A 12,294-nucleotide genomic window follows, 5' to 3' on the forward strand; every position below is an offset into this window, starting at 1 on the left:
GTTGCTGAGGAATCAGGCCACGAACTGACCGCAATGGCGCCTAGGGTCGGTCTCATGAGTACGAGCGCCCGCATGCTGCAGCTCCTCTCGCTGCTGCAGACCCACCGTTTCTGGCCAGGCACGGAGCTGTCCGTACGCCTCGAGGTCAGCGACCGTACGCTGCGGCGCGACATCGAGCGACTGCGCGATCTCGGGTATGACGTGGACGCCACCCGAGGGGTGGCCGGCGGCTACCAGCTCCGGGCCGGCAACGCGCTGCCGCCGTTGCTCCTCGACGACGAGGAGGCGGTCGCGATCGCCGTCGGGCTGCGCACCGCGGCCGCCGGCATGGTAGCGGGGATGGGGGATGTCTCCGCCCAGGCGCTGGGGAAGGTAGTCGCGCTGATGCCGCCGCGGCTGCGGCGGCGGATGGATGCGGTCACCTCGCAGACCGACTCCATCCCCTGGGGCGGCCGGGTGCCGCTGGACGCCGGCGTGCTCGGCATCCTGGCGCAGGCCTGCCGCGACGACGAGGCGCTCACCTTCACCTATCAGGCGCCCGAGGCCGAGCCGACCCGGCGCCGCGTCGAGCCGCACCGGCTGGTGACGCTCGGCAACCGCTGGTATCTCCTCGCCTACGACCGGGTACGCCAGGACTGGCGCTCCTTCCGCGTCGACCGGGTCAGCGACCCGATGACCACCGGCCAGATGTTCCGCCCTCGCGAGATCCCGGGCGGGGACGCGGCGGCGTACGTGCAGGCGGGGATCCGCTCCCGCCCGGCGGCCTTCGACGTCTGCGTCCTCTTGGGCGTCGAGGCCGACGTGGTCGCGCGGCGGGTGGGGCGCTGGGGCGAGGTCGAGCCCGCCGAAGGAGGCTGCCGACTGCGGATGCAGGTCGACGATCTGAGCTGGCCGATGATGATCCTCGCCGGCGTCGACGCGGACTTCACCGTCGAGCAGCCGGGCGAGCTGGCCGAGTTGGTCAAGCAGGTGGGGGAGCGGTTCGTCCGCTCAGGCGCCGTCACGTCCTGAGCGGGTCAGCCACTCCTCGCGCAGGAGCCCGTAGACCACCAGGTCCCGGCGCTCGCCCGGATAGGCCTGCGCGCCGCGCATGGTGCCCTCGTGGGTGAAGCCGAGTCGCTCGGCGACCGCACGGCTGCGCTTGTTCATCACCGAGGTGTCGATGATCGCCCGGGCGATGTCGTACTCGTTGAAGAGGGTGTCCAGCAGCGCCGAGACGGCCCGGGTGATCAGCCCGCGGCCCTCGTACGCCTCGCCCAGCCAGTAGCCGATCGTGGCCGACTTCTCGTAGAGGTTGATCCGCGCGGTCGTGGCCCCGGCGACCTGGCCGTCCTGGCGGATGACGCACGGGATCGCCTCGCCCTTGACCCACTGGGTCAGCAGGTAGGTGCCGAAGGACGACACGCTGATCATGCTCTGGTCCGCGTGCGCCCACGGCTCCCACTCCCGGAGGTGGTCGAGGTTGGCGTTGATGAGCCGGTGGACGGCGAAGTCGGTCGATCGGTCACGCAGGACCATCTCCGCGCCGTTCCCGAGGTCGATGCTGAACAACTGATCTCCTACCGTGCCGGACCGGGACCTGGAGCGTAGCCGCCCTGCAACGCATCCAGGATCAGCGTGCCGTACGCCCGCATCTGAGCCAGCACCGGGACGACCTCCCCCTGGAAACGGCAGATGACCGCGTACGCCGCCTGTCGGCCACCGACGTCGAGCAGCCCGACCTCGGCGCGGACACCGTCGTCGGTGCCGGTCTTGCTCCACACCCGCAGGTTCTGCTCCGGATCGGTGTGGGCCAGCGGGTCCAGGCCGAAGGCGGCGGAGACCATCGACAGGTCCGCGGACGGCGCCAGCCAGGACATGACGGTCGGGTGTGGCGTACGGAAGTAGGCGACCCAGTCGGCGGCGCAGCCGACGGAGAGCATCGGCGGGTCCTCGGGCCTGCGTACGTCCCGGACCGAGTCGTGCAGCATCGACCCGCCCGCGGCCAGCCGCCGGGCGACGGCCTGGACGGGAGCCAGGCCGACGTGGTCGAGGAGCACGTTGGTGGCCAGGTTGTCCGAGACCGCGCCGACCAGCCGGGCGCAGTCGTTCATGGTCAGCGCGGGAACGTCGAGGTGTTGCCACAGGCCGCTGTCGGCGACCGGCGCGACGCTGTCCTTGCGCAGCATCAGCTCTCCCAGCGACCGGTCCTCGTCGAGCAGTTCGGCGAGGTGGTGCAGCAGGAAGATCTTGGCGACGCTGGCGGTCGGCAGCAGCAGGTCCGGAGCGGACTCGACCAGGGTCTCACCGGAGCCGGTGTCGACCGCGAGGATCGACCATTCCGTCCGTGAACTCATGCAACGGAGCCTAAACAGCCGGGGATGACTGCTCCTCGCGCAGCTCGCCGACGACCTGGATCTTCTGCCAGATCTTGCGCGAGAGATCGACAGTGAGGCCCTCGACGGTGCTGACCGTGTCCAGGACGACGTTGTCCTGGGAGTCCTCGGCGCACAGCGCGGCCGTCTTGCCGACGAGGCTGAGCAGCTCGGAGCAGTACTCCAGGTAGTGGATCAGCTGGTCGGCGTCGAGGGTGAACCGGACGCTGGCCGAGGTCGGCGTGAACCCGGTACGCAGCCGCTCGGGGTCCTTGGTGAGCTGGTGCATGTCGATGATGTGGGCCAGCGAACGCAGCCGGTGCAACAGCTTCAGCGCCCGTGACCGCAGCAGCCGCTCCGGGATCGTGTAGAGGAAGAAGATCGCGACCGCGGCGAAGATCAGGTCGTTGACGGTGCTTTCCATCAGCGGCAGCCACTGAACGCCGGTGAGCGTCTCGTCGCCGAACGCCGTCGCCAGGCCCCAGATGATGGCGGCCAGCGTCAGTGCGAGGACGGCCACGATCAGCACACGGGAGGCCGCGCGCGTCCACACCAGCCGTTGCCGGAGCCGGTCCCCGGCGCCGGAGGACTCCCTGATCAGGCCGGCCAGCTCCTCGGCGACCTTCACCAGACCCCGGTCGGGGAAGCGTGCCGCGATCCGTCCGTGCAGCGTCTCGACGGTCTTCAGCACCATCTCCGACTCGAGTCTCTCCAGTCCCACGTCACCGGAGCGTAGTGGTCGCGCGCCGCCACGGTGGGCAACTGCCGCAGATAGGGTGAGAACGTGCCAGCTCGACTCAAGCCCGCGGCCGCCGCCGACGTGGCCGACGCCCTGGATCGCGTACGCGCCGAGGAGCCCGCCAAGTCAGATCTCCGCCTCCTCACCAAGCACTTCCTCGCCGTGCTCGAGGAGCGTGCGCCGGGCAGGAGCGTCGAGGTGCGCGTCCCTCCGTACGCCGCGGTGCAGTGCGTCGAAGGGGTCCGGCACACCCGCGGCACTCCGCCGGCGGTGATCGAGACCGACGCGGTCACCTGGATCGCCCTCGCCACCGGCGCGATCACCTGGTCCGATGCCGTCGATCAGGCACTCGTTCGTGCCTCAGGAGAACGCACTGACCTGTCGCCGTATCTGCCCTTGTAATCTCACCCTATGAGCCACTCCACCGAAGACATCAAGGCCCGTGTAGACGACCTCTTCCCCGGGATCCGCAAGGACCTCGAGGACCTGGTGCGGATCGAGTCGGTCAGCGCGGACCCCGAGCGCCTGAGCGAGGTCGAGAAGAGCGCGGAGAAGACCCGCGACCTCTTCGCGGCCGAGGGCTTCGACGTGGAGATCGTGCGCGCCTTCGACGGCGCCCCGCCGGCCATCGTCGGGGAGAAGAAGGGCCCCGAGGGTGCCCCGACGGTGCTGCTCTACGCCCACCACGACGTCCAGCCGGAGAACGACCACGCCGACTGGGACACCCCGCCGTTCGAGCCCACCGAGGTCGGCGACCGGCTCTACGGGCGCGGTGCGGCCGACGACAAGGCCGGCATCGCGGCCCACATCGGCGCCGTCCGGGCTCTTGCCAGCCTCGACGAGAACGGTGAGCTCCCCGTCACCGTGCGCCTCTTCATCGAGGGCGAGGAGGAGGTCGCCTCTGCGACGCTCCCCGAGCTGCTCGGGAAGTACCAGGACAAGCTGAGGGCCGACGTCATCGTCATCGCCGACTCGGGCAACTGGGACATCGGCGTCCCGGCACTGACCACCTCGCTGCGCGGTCTGATCCGCGTCGACGTCGAGCTCCGCACCCTGGGTCACGCGGTCCACTCCGGCATGTGGGGCGGTCTGGCTCCCGACGCGATCATGGCTCTCGTACGCCTCCTCAACAGCCTCTGGGACGAGGACGGCGCTCCCGCGGTCGAGGGGCTCGTCTCCGGCCCGGCGGCCGACGTCGACTACCCCGAGGAGCGGCTCCGCGCCGAGTCCGGGGCGATCGCCGGCCTGCAGTGGGTCGGCAAGGGCAGCGCGGTCGAGCGGATGTGGACGCAGCCGGCGATCACGATCACCGGTCTGGACGCGCCCAAGGTCGACGGCGCCTCCAACACGCTGTCCCCGAGCGCGCGCGCCAAGGTCACCATCCGGATCGCTCCGGGCGACACCGGTGAGAACGCCGTCGCCGCCCTCACCCAGCACCTGGAGAAGCACGTCCCGTGGGGCGCCGAGCTGACCACCAAGGTCGTCGACACCGGTGAGCCGATCGCCCTGGACGCGACCGGCCCGGCCTACGACGCGGCCCGTGCCGCTTTCACCGAGGCCTGGGACGGCACCGCCCCGATCGACATGGGCGTCGGCGGCTCGATCCCGTTCATCGCGGAGTTCCTCGAGGCGTTCCCGCACGCCAGCGTGCTGGTCACCGGCGTCGAGGACCCCGACACCCGCGCCCACGGCGCCAACGAGGGGCTCCACCTCGCCGAGTTCCGAAGGGTCGTCGTCGCGGAGGCGCTGCTGCTCCAGAAGCTGGGCAGCTCCTAGCTTCCAGGCAGCGTCAGCGCCACCCGGGTGCCCTCGCCAGGGTGTGAGTCGAGCTCGACCAACCCGTGGTGGCGCCTGGTGATCTGCTCGACCAGCGTCAGCCCGAGCCCAGCTCCGCGCGAACCACCCAGCGCGGAGTTGGAGCCTCGGTAGAACGGGTCGAAGACCTCCGGCTGCTCCTCGTACGCGATGCCGACACCTGCGTCGGCGACGATGATCGTGACCTCGCTGCCGGCGCTGTAGAGCATCACCTGCACCCGCGAGCCGCGGTGGCTGTAGGTCAGCGCGTTCTTCACCAGGTGCAGGAAGGCCGCGCGCAGCTCGCGCGGGTCACCGACGACGTACGCAGGCCCGGTCGGCGTCGTCAGGACGCACTCGATGTCCTTGTGAGCGGCGTCGGGATCGAGCTCGTCGAGCACGTCGTCGAGCATCTCGGAGACCTCGATCGTGGTCTGGCCGGGGGCGTTGGCTGGGTCGCGGATCCGGGAGAGGAGCAGCAGGTCGCTGACGATGCCCTCGATCTGGGCGCTGCGTACGGTCAGCGTCTCCACCTGGACGATCCACGGCAGCGTGTTGACCTGCTCGCCGGCCAGCGCGTTGAGCGAGGTGCCGAGCGCGTTCACCGGGATCCGGAGCTCGCGAGCGACGGCCTCGATCAGCCGGTTGCGTTCGCGGTCGGCATGGGCGAGCTGCTGGGCGAGGTCGCGCTCCTGCGTGTAGGCGTTGGCGGTGAGCACGATGCGTCCGAAGTCGCGGCCCAGCTCCATCGCCAGCCGGCCCTCCGCGTCGGTCCAGGTGGGCCGCCCGGGCGAACGGAGCAGGACGATGTGGCCGAGCCACTCGTGGTCGGCGCCGACCGGGACGACCAAGGCGCTCCCCGCGCCCAGGGTCTCGAAGAACTTGTTGACGACGGTGGCCTGCTCGTTCCACTCCGAGGAGTCCGTGATCCGCTCGCGGCACAGGATCGAGTACGTGCCATCTGCCCAGTAGCGGGAGGTGTTCCGCGAGGTGAGCGCGGCCAGGCCTGGGTCGGGATCCCAGTTGAGGCCAGGGGTGGCGTGCACGACCATCTCGTTGTGGGGGCCCTTGGTCGCCATCCAGATCCCGTCGGCGCCCAGACCGCGGATCAGCGCGTCGTGGCTGGCGTCGAGCACGTCGGCGAGGCTGAGCTTGGAGCTGGCGTCGCGCAGGAACTCCTTGGCGGTCTCGAGGTTCGCTGCGCGCTCGTAGAGCCGCTCGCGCTCGAGGTAGCCCCGTACGACCCGCTGGGCGCGCTTCGCGAACCGGTTGAGCACCCGGCGCTGGGTGAAGTCGGGCCGACGCCCGCTGACCGGCATGTCCACCGAGAGGCAGCCCTGGATGGAGCCGTCGTCACCGAGGATCGGCGCGATCAGCATGTCGTGGGGATGCCACGCGTCGGGAGCGTCGATCATGTTGGTGGTGGAGACCCAGCTGCCCTCGTGAAGGTTCACCCGCTCTTGGGGGATGAACCGCCAGGAGCCCCAGTTCTCGCCGCGGGAGAGGTTGTCACGCAGGTCGGAGAGGGCCCACCGGGTCCCGAGGATCTCCTCGGCCGTCTGCCGTCGTCCGTGTGCGTTCAGGCCGCTGGTGAAGCCGTGGACCGCGACCACCTCGAGCTCATCGCCGCGGACGACGTTGATCGCGGAGATGCCGAAGCCGAGCAGCTCGCAGATGCCCTCGGAGATCATCTGGAGCGCGGGATCCGCCACCGGCAGCGACGTCCTGCTCGGCGTGCTCGCAGGCACGTCGAGGGCATCGACTGACTGTGGTGGGGGCATCCTTGCTCTCGGGTAGGTCGGTCAGGGCGGGTGTTGCAACTGCGTGGCAGTCCTGAGGACCTGGGCACCACGGAGTGTTGCACGAAACGCGCGCGCTGTGCAGCCGTAGACGTCCGTCTCGACCAGATTGTGACGTTTGGTTAACCAGGCGAGGTGGCGTCGTTGGCCAACGGAAGGACCAGGGAGACGCGGGTGCCGGTGCCGGGCTCCGAGCGCAGCGTGACGCGGCCGTCGTGGCGGCGCGCGACCCGGTCGACGATGCTGAGCCCGAGGCCGACGCCCTTCCGGCCGCCGATCGCCTGGCTCGACCCGCGGTAGAACTCGGTGAAGACCTGGATCTGCTCCGCCGCGGGGATGCCGACCCCGTTGTCGGTCACCGAGATGGCCGCCTCGCTGGCGCTCTCCACGATGTAGAGCCGCACGTGACCGCCGCGGTGGGTGTAGACCAGCGCGTTGTCGACGAGCCGGAGGATCGCCGCCTTGATCTCGCTGCGGTCGCCCATCACGTAGACGCTGCGCGAGGGCACGTCGATGCTCATCTCGATGCCACGCTTCTCCGACTCGTACGTCCTCTGCTCGAAGATCTCCTGCAGGAGGGACGTCAGGTCGACGTGGGCGAGCGCCGGGCGCGAGGAGGGGTCGGAGAAGCGGGAGAACAGCAGCAGGTCGTCGACCATCGCGACCAGCTGGTCGGACCGGCTGATCAGGTTGCCGACCTGCTGGAACCAGGTCGGGGATCCGCGGTCCTCGTGACGCATCGCGTCGATGCCGGTGGTGAGGGCGGTCAGCGGGTTGTGCAGCTCCTGCGCGACGGCCTCGATGAGCCGGCTGTGCACCTTGTCGGCGGTGGCCAGCCGCTGGGCGAGATCACGCTCCTGGGTGTAGGCGTTCGAGGTGAGCACGATGCGCCCGAAGTCGCGGCCGAACTCCATCGCGAGGCGCCCCTCGGCGTCGGTCCAGCGCGGCCGGCCCGAGCCACGCACCAGCACCAGATGACCCAGCGCGGTGGTCTCCACGCCGATCGGCACGACCAGGAGCGAGTCGGCCCCGACGGCATCGAGGAACTCGATGCCGATCCTGGCGAACTTCCGCTGCTCGGCATCACCGTGATGCAGCGTGTGGAGGAGCAGCTCGCGGTTGACGATGGCGTGCTCACCCCGATTCCACAGCCGAGTGCTCTGGTAGGCCTGACCGGCCGCGATGTTGCTCTCGGTGGCGGTCCACCCCAGTCCGGGCGAGGCGTACGCCACGGACCCGCCCTCGCCGTCCTGGGCCTGCACGTAGAGACCGTCGGCGTCGAGACCGCGGCTCATCGCCTCCTGGGTCGCCTCGAGCACCCCGGTGAGACCGAGCTGGGAGTTGGCCTCGCGGAGGAAGCTCTGGGCCTCGAGCAGGTTGTTGGCGCGCTCCTCGAGGTATTCACGCTGCAGGCTGAGCAGCACCGCGCGCCGCGCCTGGCGGGCGAACCGGTTGAGGATCCGCTGCTGGCGCCGGCCGGGCCTGCGGCCGTTGGTCGGGCGGTCGATCGAGAGTACGCCGACGAGCTCGCCGTTCTCGTCGTAGAAGGGTGCCAGGAGCTCGTCGAGCCGGTGCCAGTCCTGCGGGTCCTTCAGGATGTCCTCGTCGGTGTCGGGGACCCAGTAGCCCTCCGCCTCGCCGATGGTGTTCTTCTCGTGGGGGACGAACTTGATGTCGCCCCAGTCCACGGACATCTCCAGCAGGTCGGTGACCACCGATACCGGGAACCGGGTGCCGAGCATCTCGGCGACGGTCATCTCGCCCTCGACGGTGTGGCCGGTCTCGTCCCCGTACGCCGCGACGATCTCGAACTCGTCCCCGCGGCGGATGTTGATCACAGCGGCGCCGAAGCCGACGAGCTCGGTGACCCCCTCGGCGATCAGCTGCAGACCGGGATCCGGGCTCGGGTACGCCCCGGAGGCGCCGCTTGGCGCGTCCGGACCCTCTGAGGGCGTACTGGTCATGAGCTCTCCGCCGAGATGGGAAATGCAACCCGTTACCGGTGCGTAAGGTTAAACAATGGGCAGCGTCACACGGAATGTGCTTCCCACGCCAGGGGTCGAGTCGACGGATATCAGTCCGCCGCGTCGGCTGACGATTCGAGACACGATCGTCAGACCGAGTCCGGTGCCTGGCTGTTTGAGGGCTGTGGGGTTGGTCGAGCGGAAGAACTCGGTGAAGAGCCGGTCCTGGTCCTCCGGCGAGATCCCGAGGCCGTGGTCGGTCACCCGGAGCTCGAACCAGCCGGGGCTGGTGCGCGTGCTCACGATGACCTGACCGCCGTCGGGGCTGTACTTGATCGCGTTCGTGACCAGGTTGATCACCACCCGGTCCAGATCGCCCGGAGCCAGGGTCACGTAGACGTCGTCGGACGGCATCTCGAAGACGAGTTCGTGGGCGTCGCTGGTGGGCATCTCGGCGCTGAGCTGGCTGTAGACCTCCTCGAGCACGGCCGCGACCTGGATCGGCACCGTGGTCGGCAGGTGGTCGGGGTCGGAGACCTTCGACAGCATCGCCAGGTCGGCCACGATCTTCTCGGTGCGGTCGCGGTTGCGCGTCAGTGCGGTCAGCACCTCGGCGTACTCCTCCTCGGACTCCGCGTAGGGCAGCGACTCGATGTTCCACCGGAACGCGGAGAGCGGGTTCTTCAGCTCGTGGGCGACCGTCGCGATCAGCCGGCTCTTGTGGGCTTCGAGCTCACGCAGCGAGTCGACCGCCGCCTTCTGGCGCAGGTAGGCCCTGGAGTTGTGGACCACACGACCGAAGTCCCGGCCGAGGTCGGCCGCCGTGATCAGCTCGAGCTCGCTCCAGTGGGGCTTGTCGGGACCGCGGCCGAGGAGCATCGCGCCGTACCACGTCTGGCCCGAGCCGATCGGGACCCCGACGATCGAGCCGACCTTGTAGTGGCGGATCCACTCGGTGATCAGCTGCTGCGTCTCCGGGTCGGGGTGGGGGAGCCGCTCGGCGCCGTCGGGGGTCTGCACGGTGATGCTGCGCTGGTCCCAGAGGTATTGCCCGTAGTCGACCATGAACGGGCTGGTCAGGTCCTCGATCGGGAGCTTGAAGTCCTCCCGGTAGACCTTCGTGCGGATACCGCGACCGCCCGGCTTGGACATGTGCAGCCAGAAGTCGGTCAGGTCGAGTACGTCGACCAGCCCGGTGCTCAGCGAGTTGAGGATCTCGTCGGGGTCCAGCTCGCGCCCGGCGCGGCGGATCACGTCGCGGGCGGCCTCGGCGAGGCGTACCTGCTCGGAGAGCTCCTCACGTTCCAGGGCGAGCAGGATGGCGCGCTGCGCCTGCACCGCGTGGCGGCCGAGGACGGCGCGCTTCTCCGGGTTGGGGCGGAGGCCGTCGGTCGGTACGTCGACGATCAGGGTGCCGCGCAGCTTGCCGGCGTCGTCGCGCAGCGGCGCGACCAGCAGGTCGAGCGGGTTCCAGGCGCCGGCGGCGTCGACCGTCGTCATCGTCGGGATCCAGCCGTACACATCGGCGGTCGGGTCCAGCCGCTCCGCCGGCACGAACTTGAAGATGCCCCAGTCGTCGGCCCGGGCGAGCTCGGCCTCGAGCCGCTCGATCGGGGTCACGGTGCCGAGCAGGTCGGCTCGGGCGGAGTCCTGGCCCGAGACGACCACCATGTGGAGGTTGCCGTCGGCGCGCGCGACGCTGATCGTGGCCATCTCGAAGCCCGCGAGCGCGGTCAGGCTGTCGGCGATCAGCTGGAGGTCGGAGAGATCCTCACCGGGGGTGAGCAGACCACCGATCTCGGCCAGATCGGTCGTGATGGTCGTCATCGTCGTGGTGAGGTCGCTTCTGGCGCGTTTCCCGCCCAACGGTGGTGGGGCGAATCCCGGTGGCACCGTCAGACGGTGACCGCCGGCGGGCTTGGGCGCTGGAGAAGTCATCGGATCGATTATCCGGGATGTCGGTCCCGGGCGGTAGGGCAGACGTGGATCGTTCTTTACATTCATGATTCCGAGACGTTCATGTGACCACCCTTACAGGACTGTCAAGGGTTCGGTGATCGCCAGCATGCGCCCTTACACTCGATGCCGTGGTCAACCTCACCAGCTCAGGTAGGCACGTGTCCCGACGCAAGGGTGGCGACGGCCGGCTCACCGCCGCCCTCGACCCCCACGACCAGGGTCCCCAGGACCACTGCGGAGTCTTCGGTGTGTGGGCGCCGGGCGAGGACGTCGCGAAACTGACGTACTTCGGCCTGTACGCGCTGCAGCACCGTGGCCAGGAGTCGGCGGGTATCGCGGTCAGCAACGGACGCCAGATCCTGGTCTACAAGGACATGGGCCTGGTCAGCCAGGTCTTCGACGAGCCGACCCTGGAGTCGCTCAAGGGCCACGTCGCCATCGGCCACGCCCGCTACTCCACCACCGGAGCCTCGGTGTGGGAGAACGCGCAGCCGATCTTCAAGCCGACGCCGGACGGCTCCGTCGCCCTCGGCCACAACGGCAACCTGATCAACGTCGCCGAGATGCGCTCGGCCGTCGAGGCGCTGCCCGAGCACTCCGAGGGCCGCCACGCCCCGGTCTCGACCAACGACACCTCCCTGCTCACCGAGCTGCTCGCCTTCCACCCCGACTCCTCGCTGGAGGCGCGCGCGCTGGAGGTGCTGCCGACGATCAACGGCGCCTTCTCGCTGGTGTGGATGAACGAGGACACCCTGTTCGCCGCGCGTGACCCGCAGGGGATCCGCCCGCTGGTCCTCGGCCGCCTCGACCGCGGCTGGGTGATCGCCTCCGAGGACGCCGCGCTGGCCACCGTCGGCGCGAGCGTGGTCCGTGAGGTCGAGCCCGGCGAGATGATCATCATCGACGAGTCCGGTCTGCGCTCGGTGCGGTTCGCCGAGGCCGACCGCAAGGGCTGCGTCTTCGAGTACGTCTACCTGGCCCGCCCCGACGCCAACATCGCCGGCCGCAACGTCCACGAGTCCCGGGTCGAGATGGGCCGCGAGCTGGCTCGTGAGTTCCCCGTCGACGCCGACCTGGTCATCCCGGTGCCCGAGTCCGGCATCCCCGCCGCGACCGGCTACGCGCTGGAGAGTGGCCTGCCCTTCGGCCAGGCTTTCGTGAAGAACGGCTACGTGGGGCGTACGTTCATCCAGCCTTCCCAGACCCTGCGCCAGCTCGGCATCCGGCTCAAGCTGAACGTGCTCGAGCACATGGTGCGCGGCAAGAGGGTCGTCGTGGTCGACGACTCGATCGTGCGCGGCAACACCCAGCGTGCCCAGGTGCGGATGTTGCGTGAGGCAGGCGCCCTGGAGGTCCACGTGCGGATCTCGTCGCCGCCCGTCAAGTGGCCGTGCTTCTACGGCATCGACTTCGCCACCCGCGCCGAGCTGATCGCCAACGGTCTCTCCGTCGACGAGATCGCCGCCTCGGTCGGTGCGGACTCGCTCGGATACATCTCCCTCGACGGGATGATCTCGGCGACCCGCCAGGAGCGCACCGCGCTCTGCACGGCCTGCTTCACCGGCGAATACCCCGTAGAGCTGCCCGACGAGAGCATGCTCGGCAAGCACCTCCTCGAGGTCTCGCTGCAGTCCCCGACCGAGGGCAAGGCCCTTCCGGTCCTGAACAACCCGTGATCGGAGATC

General features: G+C 69.5%; 10 protein-coding genes. 4 read left to right on the top strand and 6 right to left on the bottom strand.

Annotation, left to right across the window (positions count from 1 at the left end; all coding sequences use genetic code 11):
* Window positions 1-54 precede the first annotated feature (54 nt).
* Window positions 55-1,011 (top strand): helix-turn-helix transcriptional regulator, encoded by a 957-nt coding sequence (locus ABTX24_RS19780; protein ID WP_350841989.1) that lies wholly within the window; start codon window positions 55-57, stop codon window positions 1,009-1,011.
* Here the strand turns inward: ABTX24_RS19780 and ABTX24_RS19785 are convergent.
* From ABTX24_RS19785 to ABTX24_RS19795, 3 genes are read right to left on the bottom strand one after another with little or no spacing between them, the layout of a single operon-like run.
* The gene (locus ABTX24_RS19785) at window positions 991-1,551 is read right to left on the bottom strand and encodes a GNAT family N-acetyltransferase (RefSeq protein WP_350841991.1); all 561 of its coding nucleotides are present in this window, start codon (window positions 1,549-1,551) and stop codon (window positions 991-993) included. The genes ABTX24_RS19780 and ABTX24_RS19785 overlap by 21 nt on opposite strands.
* An 8-nt stretch (window positions 1,552-1,559) precedes the next feature.
* Entirely contained in the window at window positions 1,560-2,336 is a 777-nt protein-coding gene (locus tag ABTX24_RS19790) for a serine hydrolase (protein WP_350841993.1), read from the bottom strand.
* A 10-nt stretch (window positions 2,337-2,346) separates the two neighbouring features.
* Window positions 2,347-3,075, bottom strand: coding sequence for a hypothetical protein (locus ABTX24_RS19795; protein ID WP_350715774.1), 729 nt, complete (start codon window positions 3,073-3,075; stop codon window positions 2,347-2,349).
* Window positions 3,076-3,138: 63 nt separating this feature from the next.
* On the opposite strand from ABTX24_RS19795, the gene ABTX24_RS19800 reads away from it, so the two are divergent.
* Together ABTX24_RS19800 and ABTX24_RS19805 are read left to right on the top strand one after the other, a co-directional pair.
* A complete protein-coding gene (locus ABTX24_RS19800) occupies window positions 3,139-3,495 on the top strand; it encodes a sterol carrier family protein (RefSeq protein WP_350841995.1) in 357 nt (118 codons plus the stop codon).
* 9 nt (window positions 3,496-3,504) lie between these two features.
* Window positions 3,505-4,869 (top strand): dipeptidase, encoded by a 1,365-nt coding sequence (locus ABTX24_RS19805; RefSeq protein ID WP_350841997.1) that lies wholly within the window; start codon window positions 3,505-3,507, stop codon window positions 4,867-4,869.
* Here the strand turns inward: ABTX24_RS19805 and ABTX24_RS19810 are convergent.
* The 3 genes from ABTX24_RS19810 to ABTX24_RS19820 all read right to left on the bottom strand — a co-directional run bounded on the left by ABTX24_RS19810 (window position 4,866) and on the right by ABTX24_RS19820 (window position 10,588).
* A complete protein-coding gene (locus ABTX24_RS19810; RefSeq protein ID WP_350841998.1) occupies window positions 4,866-6,635 on the bottom strand; it encodes a sensor histidine kinase in 1,770 nt (589 codons plus the stop codon). The two genes, ABTX24_RS19805 and ABTX24_RS19810, sit on opposite strands and share 4 nt — an antisense overlap.
* Window positions 6,636-6,808: 173 nt before the next feature.
* Window positions 6,809-8,650 carry a sensor histidine kinase gene (locus ABTX24_RS19815; RefSeq protein WP_160026706.1) on the bottom strand — a complete coding sequence of 614 codons (1,842 nt, stop codon included), beginning with the start codon at window positions 8,648-8,650 and terminating at the stop codon, window positions 6,809-6,811.
* Between the two features lie 48 nt (window positions 8,651-8,698).
* The gene (locus tag ABTX24_RS19820) at window positions 8,699-10,588 is read right to left on the bottom strand and encodes a sensor histidine kinase (protein WP_350842000.1); all 1,890 of its coding nucleotides are present in this window, start codon (window positions 10,586-10,588) and stop codon (window positions 8,699-8,701) included.
* A 179-nt stretch (window positions 10,589-10,767) separates the two neighbouring features.
* On the opposite strand from ABTX24_RS19820, the gene purF reads away from it, so the two are divergent.
* Entirely contained in the window at window positions 10,768-12,285 is a 1,518-nt protein-coding gene (purF, locus tag ABTX24_RS19825; protein WP_350715763.1) for an amidophosphoribosyltransferase, read from the top strand.
* Window positions 12,286-12,294: the final 9 nt, after the last annotated feature.

It is taken from the genome of Nocardioides sp. NPDC127514, assembly GCF_040302125.1.
Classification (GTDB): domain Bacteria; phylum Actinomycetota; class Actinomycetes; order Propionibacteriales; family Nocardioidaceae; genus Nocardioides.